Here is a 20,372-nt window from a genome sequence, read left to right as displayed (position 1 = left end):
TTATATATTGTATTTACAACTTTGATGCAGGCAATCTTGCATTTAGAATAGCGATTGGTTTAAGTCTGGATTAACTATTTATATTGATATAGATAATGAGTCGATTTATAATATTTGTAGGGGATTTTAAGGATGGCAAACCGACCTCTGGATATTTTAAACAATGCATTGGATACACCTGTAATCGTTCGATTGAAAGGCGCACGTGAGTTTAGAGGTGAACTTAAAGGATATGATATTCACATGAACCTCGTGCTTGATAACGCTGAAGAATTACGTGACGGAGAAATCGTCAGCAAGTTTAGCAGTGTTGTCATTCGAGGAGACAACGTGGTATACGTATCTCCGTAATCTATATCAAGCACTTAATCTATTAACGTTCAACTTTGCGAGCATTGGAATTTTAAAAACGAGCCGCAAAAAACAATCCGGAATAACGAAATCGCTTCGAACAATCAGATGTTACTTTAAAATATGTTGATTTTTATCAGGAGATTTAGGAATGAGTAAAGGTACTGCATCAATGGGAAAAAAGCAGAAACACACGCATGTCAAATGCAGGAGATGCGGCAGTGTATCTTATAATGTGCATACAAAACAGTGTACCTCATGTGGTTTTGGAAAAACGCCTCGCATGAGAAGCTATAAGTGGAAGGCAAAGTGCAAGTATTGAACCTGACTACCCCACTTTTACTATTTTTTACCTGAACCGGAGGTTCATATTGAAAGAAGAATGCGGGGTTGCAGGTATTATTCTCCCCGAGAGCAAGCCTCAATCCAGTACCGTCGCATTCAAGCTTTACTATGCTCTCTATGCTCTCCAACACAGGGGGCAGGAATCCACGGGTATAGTGGTGTACGACGGTGCGGTTCCCCATTCCATCAAGGGCATGGGACTTGTGCCGGATGTTTATACTAAGGAATCCCTAAAGCACCTGTCAGGGCACGTGGGTATCGGGCACGTCCGATATTCCACTACCGGCGGGTCAAAGATTGAAAACTGCCAGCCCTTCATTCTTAATTTCAAAGGCGGGACAATCGCCATTGCCCATAACGGGAACCTGGTCAACGCCAGGAACCTCAAGGATGAGCTGGAATGTGAGGGCAGGATTTTCGTCAGTGATTCCGATACCGAACTCATCGGGCATCTCCTTGTGAAGGAACTGATAAGGCACGGACCCGTTGAATCGATTCGGAATGTAATGCGCAGGCTTGTGGGCTCTTATTCCCTGGCGATCCAGCTTGACGGCGTCCTGTACGCAGTCAGGGACCCCTTCGGCTTCAAACCCCTTTGTTTCGGGGAAGTTGACGGCGGGTATGCGATTGCCTCGGAAAGCGTAGCTCTGGACACCCTTAATGGCACCCTTACCCGGGATGTCAGGCCAGGGGAAATCGTCGTCTTTACGGAAGATGGCTTTGAAAGCCACCAGGTTTCAAATGAACCTCATCCTGCACACTGCGTTTTCGAGTTTATCTACTTTGCAAGGCCTGACTCCATCATCGACGGAAAGCTTGTTTACAAGATCCGGGAAAACATAGGCAGGGAACTCGCAAGAGAGCACCCGGTTGACGCGGATATCATTTCTCCCGTCCCTGACTCGGGGATTACGTCCGCAATCGGCTATTCCCGGGAATCCGGTATTGAATACCTGGAAGGCCTGATGAAGAACCGCTACATAGGCCGTACCTTCATCCTGCCGGGCCAGGAAATGCGTGAAACCGCAGTCAGGCTCAAGATGAATGCTATCCAGGAAAACGTCAAAGGCAAGAAAGTGGTCCTGGTGGACGACAGCATTGTCCGGGGCACGACCTCGCGGCGCATCATCGATATGGTCCGGAAAGTCGGGGCATCCGAAGTGCACGCGCGGATCGGAAGCCCTGCGATTATAGCCCCCTGCTACCTTGGAATTGACATGGCGACCCGGCAGGAGCTGATCGCTTCGTACAAGACCGTAAAAGAGGTTGAGGGCCTGATCAACTCTGACTCCTTGGGATACCTGAGTATCGATGGGCTTATGCGGGCTCTGGGCTGCAATAGAAATGACATGTGTGTTGGCTGTCTCACCGGCGAATATCCTGTGGAAATCCCCGGGGAAAAGTGCAGGAAGAAACAGCTGCATCTGGACGATTTTGAATAAAGAGGAAAGTTCCTTCCAGACGTGATCGTAACAATCCGTCCGGAACTTTCTTTTCTTAAATTCTTTTGGTTTTTTTCAGTTCTTTTGTTCTCGGTTTTTGTTTTCGGTTTTTGATTCCAGTTTTTGATTCCAGTTTTTGATTCCAGCTTTTGTTTTCAGTTTTTGATTTCTCTTTCAATCTTTTTTTTTAGTTTCTATTTTTCTAACTCGTTTGCTGTCTGATGGTTTTCGCTTATTTGCTGCTTAACAGCGTCACGTTCACGGTCCTGTTCCTCGGCCCGTCCATTTCGGCAAAAAAGATGCTCTGCCAGGTCCCGAGTTCCAGTTTCCCTTCCGTTATGGGCAGGGCTTCGCTTGCTCCTAGCAGCACGGCTTTCAGGTGTGCATCCCCGTTGTTGTCGATCCTGTCATGCCGGTACCCTGCTCCTGCAGGCACGAGCCTGTTCAAAAGCTCAAGGATGTCTTCCCTGAGTCCGCTTTCGTTTTCATTGACTATTATCCCGGCTGTTGTGTGCCGGGTGCTCAGGATACACGCGCCCTGTTCGATGCCGCTTTTCCTGACTTCTTCCCTTACTTCGGCAGTGATGTCTATTAATTCGATGCGGTTCTCGGTCTTTACATTGAGTTTCAAAATCCTGTCCCCTGATCTGTCTGTCCGTTATATTCCGAATCCAAATATTCGGACTCCAGGCTTGTGTAGTTGATATACTTGTGTACCTGGTGAACTTTTATAGCTGATGGATTCGATCATCAAGGAAAAGAAGGCAAGTTTGGATTTATGGCTTTTTGATTGGGGAAATTGTCTGGTTCAAAGGATTTTTTTCAGGAGGATCTCAGGAGAGGGACTCTTCAGAAAAAGGTAGGTGCAGATAATAGAATACCGGGGAAAGAACCGGCCCCAAAATTATCCGATTCTTTCCTGCTTTCTGTTCCGTTTTTGGGTGCAGTTTTTGAAACAGATCGCTTTTGTTTTTACGGTGTCGTTTTTTAAACATTGGTTTTATGTTCTTTTTTGGTTGAACGGTGGTGTAGTTTTTAGAGTTGTTCTGATTGAACGATGGTTTTTTAGTGATCGTTTTTTAGTGATCGTTTTTTAGTGATCGTTTTTTAGTGATCGTTTTTTAGTGATCGTTTTTTAGTGATCGTTTTTAATAGTGGGGGTCTGATTGCTTTTTTGTTTTTTATTCCTTTTTAAGGTGTCGTTTTTTAAGCAGATTGGTTTCTTTTTCGGAGTGTTTTTTGGGTTAGGTAAGTGAATGTTTATCGTGAATTTTTGGAGTGGACGGGGGTTTTGATTGTTTTTGAGTTAGACAGAGTTATGGCAGCTTTGATTTTATGGAGGAAATCCCGTTTTTCTTGCAGAAGATGCTTTAGGAGCTGCGGAGAAGTTTGCTCCCCGCGTTCCCTGAATTTCCGTCTGTTCATGCTGTGCATTTTGAGACGGAAATGATCCCAAAGCGTTCCAGAATTTTGATTTTTGCAGGAGAGAGGAACTTGCGGTCTCTTAGCAGGACCCCATGTAAGACGGGTTTCAGGGTGTTTTCCTTAACTTCTTCTTTCATTTTTGGCTCACCTTTGTATGTTGAATTTTTATGCTGGACTTTATGCTAGGCTTTATGCTGGATTTGACTTTCTTTTCAGCAGATAAACGGCAACTTATTACCTACTTTTAAATATTTAAAGATTTCGCCAATTCTAGCTATTTTCAGACTCCGTGTTCAAGCGCAATCCTGGCAGGTCCTGAATTTATTGTTGAATTCAGGAACATTTTTGCCCATACATAGGTGATCATTGCCCCGATCCCGTTGCCCACAATAAGCCCCCACCAGATCCCGGGCTCGCCCATGTTAAGGGTGAAGGCGAAGAGGGCGGCAAAGAGGGGAGTCATGATAATTGTCCTCAAAATTGTGGCGATGAGGGCGTTGATGCCTTTTCCGGCTCCCTGGAAAAAGGAAGAGGAAAGCATCCCGAAGGCGACTGTGGGATAGAAAATGCAGAGGATCCGCAGAAACATTTCCAGGTCTTCTGCAATATGGGCTGCTGCCTCAGCCTGGGTAAAGACGGCAGCTATCCGGGGGGCAAAGGCAAAGGTGAGAATGCCAACCCCCGTCTCGATGAGCAGCCCTAGCTTTATAGAGTATGAAAGGGCGATTTTGGCTTTTTCAAAGGCCCGGGCTCCGAAAGAAGCCCCTGTTACCGAGACCACGGCTGTTGCAATCCCCATCAGGGGCGCAGTCGCGATGGTGGCAACCCTCCAGCCCGTGGAATATACCGCTACTCCGTCGGTATCGCTGACCACAACGATGAGGAGGTTCATTATGATCATTGTAAGGGACATCGTAATCTGCTGTACCGAAGCCGGCACTCCTACTCTGAAAATGTCTTTTACGATACCCCTCTTGAAACTGAAGTCCCGGAAATCAAAGGAAACGTAGGTATCCTTTCTGAAAAAGAGCCAGTTGAACATCAGGAGCGAGGATATAGCAAGGGAAGGCAGAGTAGCCCAGGCTGCTCCTGCAATCCCCAGCCCCAGTGTATAGATAAAGATGGGGTCCAGGACTATGTTCAGGCCTGCCCCGAGCACCATGGCCTGCATGGCCCGCTTCGAGTCCCCTTCAGCCCTGAGGACGGAGTTGGCTACGTTCGTGAAAAAGACCACAAGGCTTCCGAGGAAGATGACCCTTGCGTAGGCAACGGCAAGGGCCGTAGTCTTCCCGGCTCCTGCCAGGGTAAAGATCTGCGGGGCGAAAATGTAGGAAGGTATTGAAAAAATTAGCACGAGGATAAGCATCATTATCATCGTGTGCACAGCGACGTTGTCTGCCCCTTCTTTGTCCCGGGCTCCGATCCTCCGGGAAATTGCAGCTCCGCCTCCGATTCCGAGCCCGTTCGAGAGGGCCATGCTGATGAAAAAGAAGGGGAATACAAAGCCCATTGCCGCCAGGGCATCGGCTCCGAGCCCGGCGACCCAGTAAGTGTCGACCAGCTGGTAAATTGTCTGCACGGACATGGCGACCATCATGGGGATTGCAAGTTTGATGATGGCTTTTTTGGGGTCGCCGAGGAGGATGTCAACCCCTTTTGTTTTCGGTTCTGCAGGACGACTGACGGAATCTGTTTTTTCGTCTGGTTCACTGTGCATTTTCAAATCTTCCTGTGATCGTCAAGTTTTTTTGTCCGCTTCCATTTGACAAAACCAATTGTTTTTTCCCATGTGGGCCGGGCTGCCCTAAATGGATTTTTCAAGGTCAGGAGCAGCGGCTTTCTATCCCGTAGCTGACGGAATTTAGTTCTTTCAGGGTTTCATTGAGGGAAAAGAGGAATTCTTTTCTCAGCCTTTCGGTAAGTTGTTCCGGGTTAAGTCCCCTGAAGTAAGTCGGGTTTCCTTTCTTGACCTCAACATACCCTTTTTTAGACATCCTTTCCAGTACGCCGTAGATTTTGGGCCTGGGGACGTTTGTAATCTCATGAATTTCCCGGGCTGTAGCCTCGGTTAAGCTGAGAAGCCCCACATAGGTCTTGGCTTCGTTTTCCGTGAACCCCAGTTTCTGAAGGTTATCTATGAGTTTCAAGCTCATTGGAAGCCTCCGGAATAATTCTGCTTACTATTTTCTGGCTGGTAGTTTTTTGCTTCTTTGCGTCTTTGTTTTCTTCCCGCTCAGGCCTTTTCTTCCAGCTTCTTTAAAACCTTCATCATCGTTTTCAGGCTTTCCCGGTAACTGATAATGTCCTCCTCATCCAGCTTTTCAAGGACTTCAGAGGCTGCAGACTCGATCTCTGAGGTGAGCTCGTTTCTGCATTCTTTTCCTTTTTCGGTAAGGGATACCAGGGTTTTCCTGCGGTCTCCAGGGTCCCCTCTCCTGTAGACCAGTTCTTCTTTTTCCAGGGCATCGATCATGCTTGTCAGGCTTCCCTTCTGGAGGTCCAGGCATTTTCCAAGGGCAGAGGGGATGATTTCTTCTTTTCCTCCGATGATCATAATCGCTCTTTTCTGGTTCTTGTTCAAATTATAGGGACCGCCAGTGGCTTCGTGAAAAACGTTTGCAAAATTCTTATGGAATATGTGAAGCAGCTCAAACTGGAGTGTTACTGCCTCTTTTATTCTTTCCTGTTTCATGGGTCCTCATATCTGTTTTTTATTGTTATCTGTTGTTTTAATATTGTGCAATGGATCCGGATGTTAAGTTTTATGGGGTGTTTTGTAAGCTGTTTTGTAAGCTGTTTTGCAGGCTGTTTTGCAGGCTGTTTTGCAGGCTGTTTTGCAGGTTGTTTTGTAGGTTGTTTTATGATCTCTTTGCTATGCGTTGTTTGAATCCAACTTCTTAACTTATGTAGTTTGTATTCTTACCATCCGAATCCAAATTGTCACAAATCGTATTGTTCGTTTTGCCGATTGTTCAAATTCAAACCAAAAATGTACATATTCTATTTATAAGTTATGATTTTAAACAGAATTTAGAATGTTTTTTTTTTAAAAATTGTTTTTCCTTTTTCCCTTTTTCCGCTTAGTTCATTCCCCTGGCTTTATCTTATCCGGGATTAATATGATCACTTCCGCCAGAAAAAATGTTTGGTAAACCGGGTTATCGGATAAAACTGAATTTAAAAAATACTTGGAAGAAGAATGACTGTAAGAAACTAAATTGAAAAATAAGAATTAAAATGAGAGGGAAATGTTTTTTACCTGGCCATGGTTTTTTTCTCAGGCCACGTTTTTATCTCGGGCTCTGGATTTTTCAGACTCTAGCTTTTTCAGTCTCTAGTTTTTTCAGTCTCTAGCTTTTTCAGTCTCTAGCTTTTTTCTCAGGCTGTACTCTCCGCTGCCACCTTTGTAGGATGTTCGGTTTTCAAAAGCCCGCTCAGGTAATATCTTGCCCAGACATAGGCAACCATTGCACCAAGCCCGTTGCCTGTTACCAGTCCCCACCAGACCCCGGTCTGTCCCATGTTGAGTGCGAAGGCAAAGAGCAGTGCAAAGATGGGAGTCAGTATGAGAGTCCTGAGAATGGTTGCCGCAAGGGAGTTCATGCCTTTGCCAGCACCCTGGAAAAGGGAGGACGAGAGCATTCCCAGGGATACGGTGGGGTAGAAGATGCAGATTATCTTCAGGAAAGCGGTCAGGTCCGGAGCGATATGGGCTGCGGCTTCAGCCCGGGTAAAGACAGCTGCGATCCAGGGGGCAAGCGCAAAAGTCCCGACTGCGATTCCAGCTTCAATCATCAGCCCGAGTTTTATTGCATAGGAATGGGTGGTCCTGGCTTTTTCGAAGTCTCCCGCCCCGAAGGCAGCCCCGGATACTGAGACCACAGCCATTGAAATGCCTATCAGGGGTGCGATTGCAATGGTTACGACCCTCCAGCCCGTGGAATAGACCGCAACTCCGTCGGTGCTGCTGACCGCAACGATGATGAGGTTCATGATAAGCGCCATCATAGCCATCGTGACCTGCTGCACGGAGGCAGGGCCCCCTACCCTGAAGATGTCCCGGGCAATTCCCCGGTCAGGTTTGAAGCCCCGGAAGTCAAAGGAGACGTAACTGTCCTTCCTGACAAAGAGCCAGTACAGCATCAGGACACAGGAAAGCCCGAAAGAAATAAGGGTTGCCCAGGCGGCTCCCGCAATTCCCATTTCCAGGGTATATATGAAGATCGGGTCGAGTATGATATTCAGGACTGATCCGATCACCATGGCCTGCATGGCTCTTTTTGAGTCCCCTTCGCTCCGAATGATCGCGTTTCCAACGTTGGCGAAAAAGACAATGATACTGCCTCCGAAGATCACCTTTGAATATGCAACTGCCAGGGGCACTGTCCTGCCTGCTCCGCTGAGTATGAAAATCTCTTCCAGGAAGGAAAGGGAAAGTACGGTAAATACGACTACAATCAGCAGCATTATGGCGATTGTGTGCACGGCAACGTTGTCAGCCCCGGCTTTGTCCCTGGCTCCTATCCTGCGGGATATCGCGGCTCCCCCGCCAATTCCAAGCCCGTTGCTCAGTGCCATCTGGATAAAAAAGAACGGAAAGATGAAACCCATGGCTGCCAGAGCATCCGCCCCGAGGCCCGAGACCCAGAAGGTGTCTACAAGGGTGTAGAGTGTCTGCACGGACATAGCCACTATCATGGGGATTGCCAGTTTCATAATGGCTTTTTTAGGGTCCCCGTGAAGGGTTTTTACACCCTCTGTCTTCTTGTCCGTCAAACCTGGGGTTTCCTCGGTTTCGGATATTTTTCCGGCTGTTTTTTCTTGCATTTTTAGCGCCCTGGATTCCTGTTTGTTTTTCGATCAAGATTGATTTTATAGGGATTGGTTTTCAGTTTGATTTCTAACCAAACATTGGACGCTGTATTTATATATTTTGATTTTTTTGGGAGCGTTGGCAGGTGGGATATTGTGGAAAGGCTCTTTCAACATTTTCCTCCAGCATCCTCTGCCTTAATCATAACCTCGAATACATCTTCAAACCCTAAAAAATGATCACTCTTCCTATACTTACTTTTAAGAAGTCCCTGTCAGGAAACGAGAAGTCAACTTCTAAATCAAAAAAATAAAAAAGAAGGGGATTTATGGAAAAATGCTATTCCTATGGGAATTAGATCTCACAAAATCTGTTCCTGAACTATCTGGCAGAAATCTTTTTTGAGATTATACATTTTTGTCATTGTGATTCAGTACTTTTGTATAGGGACAAAGTTTTGTAACTCATAACTTTGGGGATTTTGGGGATTTCCCTCGCTTCATCTCTAAAAGTTTCCAGAGCTTATCGCATTCTTTAGCTGTCAACCCTATCTTATTTATCAGATAATCTTCTGTTTTTTCATTTTTTTCCGTCTCTTTTAGCAGATTACTTATTGTATCCCTGTGATGCCCTGTTATCCTCTCGATACTCCTTATCCCGTTTTTCTCAAGAAAGAGCCGATATATCATTCTTATTTTATCGTTAGATAGATGTTTGCGATAAATGGCTGTACCGATTGTTTCCATGAAGTATTTGCCGCAGTGTTTGCAATAGTATCTCTGGTGACCGGTCTTATATTTCCCGCTTTTTACAATGGCTTTTCCTTCCGCCTTGTGATAATATTCACATTCCGGGTTTGGGCACAGGATTTCATCTGTTTCTGATTGCAAAATTTACCTCCATCTCCCATAAACTATTATGGGGTTTTTCTTTAAAAATTTAAGCTCTTCTCAAAAAATATCAACTGCGTTTTTTTGTTTTTGAAAATTTCTTCTGGTCGCCTTACACATGATCTTTTTTAACTCTTGAAAATCAAAATAGCATCAGCTAAGTTTTTCTTTTATAAGGCTCTGACTAATTATGTTCTTTTTTTGGAAATAGCTGCGGGAAGCCTTTCATCTATAATCCTAAAAAAGTAATTATCAATTTATATATTTTATCATGTGTTATTTTTTATACAGTTTTCTTAATTTCAGCCGAATGTCTTGCAGAATTCTGCAGAGATGTAACAATTTCCAATGTTGTTAGAAACTGTGTTGAAATTCGGGGAAGTCGGGAAGAAAAGACTCAGATCCGCAAATGAAAATACTTGTTTTTTAATTATTGCATTATGTGCAGAAAGCTGGCACGAACATACTCCCGTTAGTTGTAGAGAGAGCAACGGGCAATTTGGGGTTATATCTATTTTATATAGGGACGCCTTTTTGATCTTTATTCTTGCTTAATTACACTTATGAAAATGGGAATGTCTGAGTAATAAGAAAATTTTCGAGTTGAGCTTATGCCATTTTTCACAGAATTCCTTAGTTTCCAATAATATTGGCTAATAAAAATTATTTGCCGAAAAAATTTGTTTTAAACATTTTTAAAGTAATTATATGCCTAAATAAAGGTATAATAGCAATTAGATGTTGTATTAATCGTTTAATAAGTAAAATAGGGGTAAATAGGAGTTTCAAACATAGTAAAAAATTATATATTCATACATTCTATGATAAAAAATCATATTAAATATCAATTTAAAATTTATATATAACATAAATTAAGTATTTATGATTAAAATTTTTAATCGGCATTTTGAGGAGTACTAATTTAAAAGCATTATATGTAATTTTTTGGATAAATAAGTATTCTTAAGCTTTTTTTACCGTTTTAAAGCATTTTAGTAAATTTTGGCATAAGCTCAGTTATTTCGATTTATATTTTTCTTAATATATCAGTGATGGATATAATAATCAACAAAACAATTAAACATTTTTTACATTGAAAGCTATCTTATAGTGGGACACTATTTTTTTTATCTAACTCAATTACTCGAAATCTGTCGCTCAAAATCACCTGCCTATATTAATTTTCAGAAATGGATTTAGAGAGGATTTTGATTCCCCTCTCTAAATCAAGAGGATTCGGCACCATCATTGAGGAAGGATTGGAGAAGAGTGCCTAAAATTTATTGAGGATGAAAACAATGTCGACGAGCAATTTATCAGACATTCCCGACGCTTCTGCGCGTCGTCTGTCCAGCCTGATGCCGGAGGGTGCCACTGATGCACAGAAGGGCGTTATAGTAGAGAATCTGAGGAGACAAGGAATCGACTCAGCGCATGCCATCAACCGTGTGGGTAGCTCAGCGTTCGTGAGTAACTATGCCAAGGCATGTGGTGGCGTTGATAAAGCAAAGAAGATTTACGAGAAGGCAAGCCACATCTCCGCCACGACAATGGCCCTCCTTTCCCGTATCGCACCACAGTTCAACAACGATCTTCGCGTGTCGAGAGATTTGCCTGATTGGGAGGAGCTCTTCGGCTCCCTGGACCTCTGCCGATGCAAACACTGCGAGTCGGTTTACGGCCCTGCAGCCTACCTTGTGGACATCCTTCATTTCCTCAAAGACCATCCTGAAAAAGGCAAACCTGCGCTTGATGTGCTCTTCCGCAGGAGGCCCGATATCGGCGAGATTGAGCTGACCTGCACAAATACGCTCACCACCTTGCCATACGTCGATCTGGTCAATGAGATTTTGGAAAATTCAGTTTCTCCTCCTTTAACTGGCGACGAACCAGATCTGGCTGGTTACTGGCAATTTGAGCAGAACGGAGCTACAGATCAGACGCCGAATAAAAATAGTGGAAAATATTTAGGCAAATCCGAGATCGTAGATTCGCCCATTCCTGGTATGAAGGCGCTGAAATTTGACGGAACGAATCACGTTAAGGTAGATAACTTTGATTGGCCAAATAGCGGACCGGTAACTGTCGAGTTTTATGCACGTGTCGAAGCAAAGGAAGAGAAAGAGAGATTCACACTTCTATGTGTGGGCGAAGAAAAAGGAGAAGGAGAAGGTCAAGGCCAATTTATTGTTCATTGTACCGGCGAAGATAATCACATTTCATTTTCTTATAATGATGCCTATGGATCAAAAGACGGTGCGGTTAGATCTAAAAACACATTTTCTTCGAACGAATGGTGTCATTTTGCCGTAGTATCGGCGGGGAAATACGGCTCTCCTCTGCCCGGAATCGATGGCAAAGCCCGCATGGCGCTTTACATCAATGGAGAACTCGAAGCTACATCAGAAAAATCAAATGGACCTCAATTAAAAAAAGGCCTTAAAATCGGTTTACGTCATTCGTTTCCGTTCAAAGGTCAACTTGCTTACCTTAGAATCTGGGAACGGGCCCTCTCCAAAAGAGAGATCTGGTGCGTTAAGGAAAATAAAAAGCCATTGTTTTGGACGCCTCCTTTAACTGGCGACGAACCAGGTCTGGCTGGTTACTGGCAATTTAAGCAGAATGGAGCTACAGATCAGACGCCGAATAAAAATAGTGGAAAATATTTAGGCAAATCCGAGATCGTAGATTCGCCCATTCCTGGTATGAAGGCGCTGAAATTTGACGGAACGAATCACGTTAAGGTAGATAACTTTGATTGGTCAAATAGCGGGCCGGTAACTGTCGAGTTTTATGCACGTGTCGAAGCAAAGGAAGAGAAAGAGAGATTCACACTTCTATGTGTGGGCGAAGAAAAAGGAGAAGGAGAAGGTCAAGGCCAATTTATTGTTCATTGTACCGGCGAAGATAATCACATTTCATTTTCTTATAATGATGCCTATGGATCAAAAGACGGTGCGGTTAGATCTAAAAACACATTTTCTTCGAACGAATGGTGCCATTTTGCCGTAGTATCGGCGGGGAAATACGGCTCTCCTCTGCCCGGAATCGATGGCAAAGCCCGCATGGCGCTTTACATCAATGGAGAACTCGAAGCTACATCAGAAAAATCAAATGGACCTCAATTAAAAAAAGGCCTTAAAATCGGTTTACGTCATTCGTTTCCGTTCAAAGGTCAACTTGCTTACCTTCGAATTTGGGAACGGGCCCTCTCCAAAAGAGAGATCGGGTGCGTTAAGGAAAATAGGGCACCGATGTTGGATTGGCAGACAAGCTGGACCGCTGATGAGCTCAAGACCAACCCTGAGCACCTGAACCCCGCAGCTTATGATGTATTAAAAGAGGCCGTATATCCCTTCGATCTGCCCTTTGATCTGTGGCACGAGCAATCGGAAGAGGTTCTGGAGCACCTTGGCGTTCCCCGTCATCAGATCATGCGCACGTTCCAATCTTCGTCTACTGGAACAACCGTAAATATCGCCGCAGATCACCTCGGCCTCACAGCGCTGGATCTCAAGATAATCACAGGGAAAACTAACCACAAGCTCTGGGAGTTCTGGGGTGTGTTCGAGAGGGAAAAGGACCCCTTAAAGGAAGAGGTGAAACTTTACCACCTGCTCGAAAAGACGGATCTCGACCCCTCTGAGGAAGATAAAGTGAAGCTTTCCCTCCTACTCAAAAAGGCGGGGCTCGATTACGAGGCATTTTCTAAGGTTCTTGATACCGATTTCGTCAATCCTGGTAAAACCGTCAGGGTAACCTTTGGAGAGGAAACGGACAACTGCGACATCTGCTCGGCGACGGTGAGGCCCGTCGACGACAAGCTGCTCGACCGGTTTCATCGCTTCTGTCGTCTGCAGCGCAAGCTCGGCTGGACGGCACGTGAACTTGACAAAGCGATAAAGGTGTTCGCGGCAACAGATCTGGACGACCGCTTGTTGATCTCCCTCTCCCAGCTCGAAGGGCTGAGGTCTGAGCTGGAATGGCCCGTTCCTGTGTGCCTAAGCTGGTGGTCCGAAAAGATGGACACGGCAGGCGACGACTCCCTCTACGAGAAGGTCTTCCTGGACAAGGCCGTGGATATCAGTATCTTCCGGCTGAACCAAACCCGTGACGAGCTGGAAGATGCAAACAAAAAAATTACAAATAACAAGGCCGCCGTGCTCGGAGCCCTGGGCATCAGAGCCGACGACTTCTCGCGGCTTGTCGGCACCAAAGCCGAGCTAAACCTCGAAGCCAAGCTAAACCTCGAAAACCTGACCCGGATGTACAAGATAGCGTCGCTCTCCAGGGCGCTGAGGTTGACGGTTAGAGAGTTCCTTGCATTGAAGGCCCTTACCGGGGTGGACCCCTTCGAGAAGCCTGAAAGCACCCTGCGCTTCATGGAGATCGTTTCCAAGATCAACGATTCCAAGTTCGATATTACCGACCTGGACTACCTGCTGTGCAACATCAGCGAGCTGCCCGGTGGGCCTGCCCCATCGGACGATATGATCGCACAAGACCTCTCCAAACTGCGCGAGAACCTTCAGAGGATCGAAGCCGAAAGGGGTCAGATTGACGATCCTAACGGACAGCTGACCCTTGAACGTCTGGAGGCCTTCTGGCAGAATGATCTGGAGAGGGCAAAAAATCTGGATACGGCAAAGAAGATCCTCGAAGATGCCGAGGAGGAGCGGAAGAGGTGGATAGAGGAAAAATTCAAAATCCTCGAAGTCGATGTGGACAAGTTGGTGGGAGAGAGTGCTCTCACACCGGGCGAGGCCAGGTACGAGTACCTGCTCGGGTTGCTGCTTCATAGTACCGAAGCCGAAAGGGGTCAACTGCACGATCCTAACGGACAGCTGACCCTTGAACGTCTGGAGGCCTTCTGGCAGGATGAAAGCGATCAGGAGAGGACAGAATATCTGGATACGGCAAAGAAGATCCTCGAAAGTGCCAGGGATGCACCTTCAGAGGATGCGCAGAAGAAATTCATCGAGAAAAAATTCAAAATTCTCAAAGTCGATGTGGACCAGTTGGTAGGAGAGAGTTCCCTAACATCGGGCGAGGCTAGGTACGAGTACCTGCTCGGACTGCTGCTAGATTACGGGTACGATCAGTACGAGAGCGACCAGATAATGGAAGATATCAGCGAGATCTTCAAGCTGGACGCGACCACCTGCGAATGTCTTCTTGAGAAGCTGTCTGCGCTCGAAGTCCTCCTCAACCTGAGAGATAAGGATAAAGAACTAACCAGCGCTCAGTTCGAGATCTATAAGCGCCTTTACAAGTCCAAGATGATCGTCGAAGGATTTGGCATCAGCTCCGATGAGCTGAGCTGGATCTTCGAACACGGCGATAAGGTGTGGTTCGATCTCAACAGGCTTCCCCCCTTGGGAGAGCCGCTGGAAAAAACGCAGTTTGAGGTGTGGGAGAGGCTTTTGGACCTCTTAAGTCTGCGAGACTCGCTGCCGGAAGAAAACGCTAATGTGTTCGCCCTTATCGACCTGATTTCAGACCCTGCCCGTGATATTTCTGACAAATTCGAGGACCTGAAAGGTCTGACTGGTTGGAATTCCGACGATCTGGAGATTCTCTTAGGTGGCAGTTCACCTGTCTTCAAGTTCAAGGATACCGGGACGATGCTGGTCCACCTGAAGAAATGTTTCGATATCCTGAATCGTCTGGGAACTTCCGCCGAGGTGCTCTTGCTCTGGGTGGACCCCGACAAAACCCCGTCCGAGGCGAAGGCGATCGTGCACACCCTCAGGTCGGCCTACAAGCCGGAGGAGTGGCAAACCGTCGCTGCAAAGCTTCGAAACCGGCTGCGTGAAAGGCAGCGCTCTGCGTTGACGGCTTATCTTATCGGGAACCAGAAGGAGTACAGCGACACTTCCGAGATGTTCGAGAGCCTGCTGATCGACGTGGAGATGAACCCCTGCATGATAACGTCCCGGCTCAAGCAGGCCATCAGCTCGGCGCAGCTCTTCGTCCAGCGGTGCTTGATGAACCTGGAGCCAGAGGTGGTTCTCAGCGAGGCCGACGCTTCGGAATGGGCATGGATGAAGAACTACAGGGTGTGGGAGGCGAACCGCAAGGTATTCCTCTACCCGGAAAACTGGATCGAGCCCGAGCTGCGGGACGACAAGTCCCCCATCTTCAAGGAGCTGGAGAACGCCCTCATGCAGGGTGAGATGAACGATGCCAATGCGGAACGAGCACTGCAGAGCTATCTCTACTCCCTCGACGAGGTGGCCAACCTGGAGATCGTCGGCATTCATATGGAAGGGGAAGACATTTTACCTCCTTTAAATGGCGACGAAGCAGGGGAAGACATTTTGCCTCCTTTAAATGGTGACGAACCAGGTCTGGCCGGTTGGTGGAAATTTGATGAGAACGAAGCCATAGATCTGTCGATGAATACAAATGATGGAACATATGTTGGCAGTCCCAAGATCGTCGATTCTCCCATTCCTGGCATGAATGCGCTGGATTTTGACGGAGAGAACGATTATGTTGAAGTGAAAGACTTTGAGTGGCCAACTGAGGGACCGGTGACAGTCGAGTTCTGGGTGAAAGTCAACTCGGAGGGCAACAGAGGGTCGAGCTTTTCCGTCGGAGCACAGGATACTCCTAATCGCTTCCAATGTCATTTGCCCTGGACTGATGGTTGTCTGTATTGGGATTACGGAAATATTGGGGCAAATGGCCGGGTCGACGTGGACTATAGCCCCCATCTATACAAATGGACTCATGTGGCCCTAGTATCAAAGGGGGTGGGTGGCGATTTTATGGGCGTCTATCTGGATGGGAAATTGATCGCCTTACACAAAGGATCAGACGGCCCTCGCATTTCTCTAAAGGGACTTTGTATCGGAGAATGGACTGGGGATAAGTTCAAAGGCCAGATCGCCAACTTCCGCATCTGGAACCGAATACTTACCAAAAGGGAGATCGAGTGCGTTAAGGAAAATAAAAGGCCGTTGTTTTGGGTTGGGCCTCCTTTAAATGGTGACGAACCAGGTCTGGTCGGTTACTGGAAATTCGATGAGAAAAACCGTAGAGCTATAGATCAGACACCGAATAAAAATAATGGGTGTATTAAAGGCAGTCCCACGTCCGTCGATTCTCCCATTCCTGGTATGAAGGCGCTGGAGTTCGATGGGGATAAGGATTACGTCGAAGTGGAAGATTTCGTTTGGCAAGGGGGCTCGGTGACGATCGAGTTTTGGGCCAAATGCAGCAAAGCTGACTCTAATAGAGTTTCTTCTTTTTTTGGATTAGACACAGTTTGCCGGAATAATCCTCGCGTTCAAGCTCACATGTACTACGATAAACTGATGTGGGACTACGGCAACGGTGATCCCGAAACAGGTCGTATCGAAGTGGATTATACCCCCTATCTGGACAAATGGACCCACATCGCTTTGGTCTCAAGCGGAGAGGTTGAGGATGATAAACAATTTAAGGCAATTTATTTAAATGGTAATCTAGTCAGTTCGGATTCTACGTCAGCTGATCTTGTAAGAGAATTAAGAACGCTTCGGATTGGCACATGGGCGGATTATGGTAAGTTCAAAGGCCAGATCGCCAACTTCCGCGTCTGGAACCGGGCCCTCTCCAAAAGGGAGATCGAGTGGTGCGTTAGGGAAAATCTGAAGCCGTTGAATGATCATCAGAAACTGCTTGATAATTTGCACACAATCGGCCGTACCCGCGGCAATCCCCATGTCTATTACCACCGGCAGTGGATGACTGAAGAAAGCTACTGGACGCCGTGGAAGCAGATAGACGTCCAAATCGAGGGAGATCATCTGATCCCGGTAGTCCACAACAGACGCCTCTATCTCATATGGCCGGTCTTTATGGAGAAGCCCAAGAAGGAGCAGACACAAGGATCCAACCCAGAGAAGTACTACGAGATCAGACTGGCCTGGACAGAGTACAGAAACGGTCAGTGGTCGGGTCAGAAGCTGTCGACTCAAACCATTCCTTCCGAGCAGCCGGAGAGCGTTGATGAAGAATTTTACGAAATCAAAGATGCTGTGAAAACTGAAGTAACTGTGCCAGTTAAGGGTCAGCAGCATGAGTTCTGCTTTGAGGCTCAAATTTTCGGTCCCGACAAACTTGCCATTCTTGTTTTCCGCGACGGTAGGGTTCGTCATCGATTTCGGCTAACCGATCGGGGCGACGATTTCGTTGCCGAAATCGGATCTTCATTGCAGATGATCCCAACACCGGAAGGAACAGAACCGTGGTATGATGGGTTCGAGAGCAAAAAATCTGCCAGTGCATTCTGGCTAGGGGATCAAGTCAAGCTCCTGGGCAGAACGGACCGAAGTTATAAAGTGCTCTTCTCAAGGCAGAGGGATCAGCTGTATGTTCCTACCTATAACGCCCCCTTCTACTTCAATCAGGAGCAACGGACCTTTATCATCACACCCTCGTCCCTTCGGGCTTTATCTGAGGGGTTGGCGACTCAACAGCAGGGCTTTTGGTTCGACATCCACTACCACCCGTTTGTGGGCGATCTCATCAAAGCCCTGCAGAGGTATGGGATCGATGGCATGCTGAAGCCGAAAGAGGAAAACGATGCTATAGGTCTGCGCCGCCAGCTGATCTGCCGCGACTTTTTCAATGGGTATCAGCCAACAAATAATGTGCTGAACCATCCAGTCGAGAAGATCGATTTTTCGCACAGCGGGACTTACTCCTTATACAACTGGGAGCTCTTCTTCCACGGGCCGCTTCACATCGCGACCAAGCTCACCCAGGAGCAACGCTTCGAAGAGGCTCAGAGGTGGTTCCACTTCATCTTCGATCCTACGGACGTCTCTGATCTCAAGGACATGTCCTCTGATCCTGATACCGACCGTTTCTGGCAGATCAAGCCCTTCTTCAGAATTGAAGAAGACCCCATCGCAGCCCTGATGCTGCTGATCGCCCGCTCCGCCTCCAACGAAGAACTCACCGATGAAGAGAAGAACGCTGTATCTGACATTAATAATCATATCAGCGCCTGGCGGCACGACCCCTTCAATCCCCATCAAATAGCTAGGCTGCGGACCCCTGCCTACCAGAAGACGGTGGTCATGAAGTACCTGGAAAACCTCCTCTCCTGGGGAGATAACCTGTTCCGGCAGGACACCATCGAGACCGTCAATGAGGCCACCAACATCTACCTGATGGCCTCCAGCATATTGGGAAGGCGGCCTGAAGAGGTTGATTTGGGCGAGGGCTCTCACAAACTGACCTTCAACGAGCTGCTCCCCCGGCTCGACGAGTTTTCCAACTCTCTCGTGAAAATGGAGGATAACCTGAGTCAAAGCGGTGCGGGCTTCTCAGGGGGGACGAGCCCTGCGGCCGAGCCGCTTTACCTCGGACCTAGCTTGTTCTTCTGCATACCCCGCAACGAGAAGCTTCTGAGCTACTGGGATACCGTGGACGATCGACTCTTCAAGATCCGACACTGTATGAACATCGAGGGCCAGGTGCGCACGCTAGCTCTATTCGAGCCAGCCATCGACCCGGGCCTTTTGGTGAGGGCTGCTGCCGAGGGCGGCCTGGCCGGGGTGAAAAAAGCTATCGTATCCGTCCCCCTGCCTCAATATCGATATCGTATCATGGTCCAGAAGGCCCTGGAGCTTTGCTCCGACGTCATCGGCCTTGGCTCTGCCCTCTTATCGGCCCTGGAAAAGAAGGACTCCGAGACCATAGCTCTCCTCCACTCCCAACAGGAGACGGATATGCTCAATTTGGTGCTTGGCGTACGGGAGACGCAGGTGGAGGAAGCAGAGCAGATGATAACGGCTCTAGAGAAGAGTAAAATGATCGCTGAGAAGAAGAAGGAAGACTGTGAAAATCAGAAAATCAGCGACCATGAAAAAATATCGTTCGAACTACAAACTTCGGCTGTTTCCGCTAAATTTCTCGCTTCAATTTCACAAAGTATCGCCGCCTCTCTCGAACCAATACCTGAAATTACTATTGGAGCAGCAGGAATTTCCTCCCCTCTGACCATAACCAAAGCTACTGGCGGAAGCAAATGGGCAGGTGCGATGGGTCATATTGCAACAGGTTTTGATCTTACCGCTCAAACTCTCGATATTGCAGCATCCACCGTATCCACCTTGGGTTCGTGGAAGGACCAAGAAGACGAATGGAAGTCTCAGGCGGAACTTTTGGGTAAGGAGATCGACCAGATTGACGCCCAGATCGAGGCTGCCAATACCCGGCTGGAGATCGCCAAAAAGGAGCGCGATAACCACAAGAGCCAGATCAAAATGGCGGAGGATATCGACCGCGTGATGCGCAGCAAGTACACCAACCAGCAGCTATACGACTGGATGGTGTCCCAGATCTCGTCCGTCTACTTCCAGGCCTACCAGCTGGCCTACGACCTGGCCAAGCGGGCTGAGCGGGCGTACCAGTTCGAGCTCTGCGCGAAAGACTCCAGCTTCGTCCAGTTCGGCAGCTGGGACAGCCTCAAGAAGGGGCTCTTGAGCGGTGAGAGGCTCAGGTTCCAGCTCCGGAGGATGGACGCCGCCTACCTGGAGAACAACAGGCGAGAGTACGAGATTACAAAGCACATCTCGCTGACAGCGTTTAAGGTCAACGACGATCCGGAGAAGACACTGGTCGATGTCTTGAAAGATGAAGGATTGTGCACAGTGGATCTGGAAGAGGTGCTCTTCGACGGAGATCATCCTGGCCATTACATGCGCCGGATCAAGTCCGTGAGCTTGACCATGCAGCCAGAGCCAGAGCCTTATGATTCGGTCAACTTGAAGCTCACCATGAATGAAAATTCTTTGCGGGTTACACCACCTGGTAGTAAGGGAGAGGGTGATGATCCTTGCTTCCTAGCTGACTTTGCCGCAATTCAGTCCATCGTCACCAGTAACGGGAAGGATGACAGCGGTTTGTTCCAGTTGGATCTGAACGACGACCGTTACCTGCCTTTTGAAGGTGCGGGCGTCATAAGTAAATGGAGTATCAAAAATGAGGGCTCCGACCTCAGTAATCTTGCAGACGTGATTCTACATATTCGCTACACGGCCAGAGATGGGGGGAACTGAAAGGAGCTGCACGTTGAAATACAAAATAAATAAAATGTGGCGGCAG

At 47.3% G+C, this 20,372-nt stretch carries 12 protein-coding genes; 4 read left to right on the top strand and 8 right to left on the bottom strand.

Annotated features, from left to right (window positions below):
• The first annotated feature begins 132 nt into the window (after positions 1 to 132).
• From MSMTP_RS12770 to purF, 3 genes are all read left to right on the top strand, one after another.
• On the top strand, positions 133 to 351 hold the full coding sequence (locus tag MSMTP_RS12770) for an LSm family protein (RefSeq protein WP_048180060.1): 219 nt from the start codon (positions 133 to 135) through the stop codon (positions 349 to 351).
• Positions 352 to 502: 151 nt separating this feature from the next.
• Positions 503 to 673, top strand: a complete 171-nt coding sequence (locus MSMTP_RS18590) for a 50S ribosomal protein L37e (RefSeq protein WP_082090618.1) — start codon at positions 503 to 505, stop codon at positions 671 to 673.
• 49 nt (positions 674 to 722) lie between these two features.
• Positions 723 to 2,138 carry an amidophosphoribosyltransferase gene (purF, locus tag MSMTP_RS12765; protein ID WP_048180058.1) on the top strand — a complete coding sequence of 472 codons (1,416 nt, stop codon included), beginning with the start codon at positions 723 to 725 and terminating at the stop codon, positions 2,136 to 2,138.
• A 232-nt stretch (positions 2,139 to 2,370) separates the two neighbouring features.
• On the opposite strand, the gene MSMTP_RS12760 is transcribed toward purF, so the two are convergent.
• The 8 genes from MSMTP_RS12760 to MSMTP_RS12730 form a co-directional block, all read right to left on the bottom strand.
• Positions 2,371 to 2,769 carry a secondary thiamine-phosphate synthase enzyme YjbQ gene (locus tag MSMTP_RS12760; protein ID WP_048180055.1) on the bottom strand — a complete coding sequence of 133 codons (399 nt, stop codon included), beginning with the start codon at positions 2,767 to 2,769 and terminating at the stop codon, positions 2,371 to 2,373.
• A gap of 790 nt (positions 2,770 to 3,559) precedes the next feature.
• The gene (locus tag MSMTP_RS19390; RefSeq protein ID WP_156153831.1) at positions 3,560 to 3,700 is read right to left on the bottom strand and encodes a hypothetical protein; all 141 of its coding nucleotides are present in this window, start codon (positions 3,698 to 3,700) and stop codon (positions 3,560 to 3,562) included.
• 143 nt (positions 3,701 to 3,843) lie between these two features.
• Positions 3,844 to 5,280, bottom strand: coding sequence for an MATE family efflux transporter (locus tag MSMTP_RS12750; RefSeq protein WP_048180051.1), 1,437 nt, complete (start codon positions 5,278 to 5,280; stop codon positions 3,844 to 3,846).
• A 106-nt stretch (positions 5,281 to 5,386) separates the two neighbouring features.
• The gene (locus MSMTP_RS12745) at positions 5,387 to 5,716 is read right to left on the bottom strand and encodes a TrmB family transcriptional regulator (RefSeq protein WP_048180049.1); all 330 of its coding nucleotides are present in this window, start codon (positions 5,714 to 5,716) and stop codon (positions 5,387 to 5,389) included.
• Positions 5,717 to 5,796: 80 nt separating this feature from the next.
• Positions 5,797 to 6,255 carry a MarR family winged helix-turn-helix transcriptional regulator gene (locus MSMTP_RS12740; protein ID WP_048180047.1) on the bottom strand — a complete coding sequence of 153 codons (459 nt, stop codon included), beginning with the start codon at positions 6,253 to 6,255 and terminating at the stop codon, positions 5,797 to 5,799.
• Positions 6,252 to 6,425 carry a PT domain-containing protein gene (locus tag MSMTP_RS20400; RefSeq protein ID WP_369799642.1) on the bottom strand — a complete coding sequence of 58 codons (174 nt, stop codon included), beginning with the start codon at positions 6,423 to 6,425 and terminating at the stop codon, positions 6,252 to 6,254. Before MSMTP_RS20400 ends, MSMTP_RS12740 begins: the two co-directional genes overlap by 4 nt.
• 516 nt (positions 6,426 to 6,941) lie before the next feature.
• The gene (locus MSMTP_RS12735; RefSeq protein WP_048180044.1) at positions 6,942 to 8,390 is read right to left on the bottom strand and encodes an MATE family efflux transporter; all 1,449 of its coding nucleotides are present in this window, start codon (positions 8,388 to 8,390) and stop codon (positions 6,942 to 6,944) included.
• Between the two features lie 450 nt (positions 8,391 to 8,840).
• A complete protein-coding gene (locus MSMTP_RS12730) occupies positions 8,841 to 9,266 on the bottom strand; it encodes a helix-turn-helix domain containing protein (RefSeq protein ID WP_048180041.1) in 426 nt (141 codons plus the stop codon).
• Between the two features lie 1,298 nt (positions 9,267 to 10,564).
• On the opposite strand from MSMTP_RS12730, the gene MSMTP_RS12725 reads away from it, so the two are divergent.
• On the top strand, positions 10,565 to 20,326 hold the full coding sequence (locus MSMTP_RS12725) for a LamG-like jellyroll fold domain-containing protein (protein ID WP_197076084.1): 9,762 nt from the start codon (positions 10,565 to 10,567) through the stop codon (positions 20,324 to 20,326).
• The last annotated feature ends 46 nt before the right edge of the window (positions 20,327 to 20,372 follow it).

This window comes from Methanosarcina sp. MTP4 (assembly GCF_000970045.1).
Taxonomy (GTDB): Archaea; Halobacteriota; Methanosarcinia; order Methanosarcinales; family Methanosarcinaceae; genus MTP4.
This window is presented reverse-complemented; position numbering and strand designations above follow the sequence as displayed.

Bases quoted from the DNA above. Each gene is read 5' to 3' on its own strand.
- MSMTP_RS12770 (WP_048180060.1), top strand. From the start codon at position 133: ATGGCAAACCGACCTCTGGATATTTTAAACAATGCATTGGATACACCT.
- MSMTP_RS18590 (WP_082090618.1), top strand. From the start codon at position 503: ATGAGTAAAGGTACTGCATCAATGGGAAAAAAGCAGAAACACACGCAT.
- MSMTP_RS19390 (WP_156153831.1), bottom strand. From the start codon at position 3,700: ATGAAAGAAGAAGTTAAGGAAAACACCCTGAAACCCGTCTTACATGGG.
- MSMTP_RS12750 (WP_048180051.1), bottom strand. From the start codon at position 5,280: ATGCACAGTGAACCAGACGAAAAAACAGATTCCGTCAGTCGTCCTGCA.
- MSMTP_RS12745 (WP_048180049.1), bottom strand. From the start codon at position 5,716: ATGAGCTTGAAACTCATAGATAACCTTCAGAAACTGGGGTTCACGGAA.
- MSMTP_RS12740 (WP_048180047.1), bottom strand. From the start codon at position 6,255: ATGAAACAGGAAAGAATAAAAGAGGCAGTAACACTCCAGTTTGAGCTG.
- MSMTP_RS12735 (WP_048180044.1), bottom strand. From the start codon at position 8,390: ATGCAAGAAAAAACAGCCGGAAAAATATCCGAAACCGAGGAAACCCCA.
- MSMTP_RS12725 (WP_197076084.1), top strand. From the start codon at position 10,565: ATGTCGACGAGCAATTTATCAGACATTCCCGACGCTTCTGCGCGTCGT.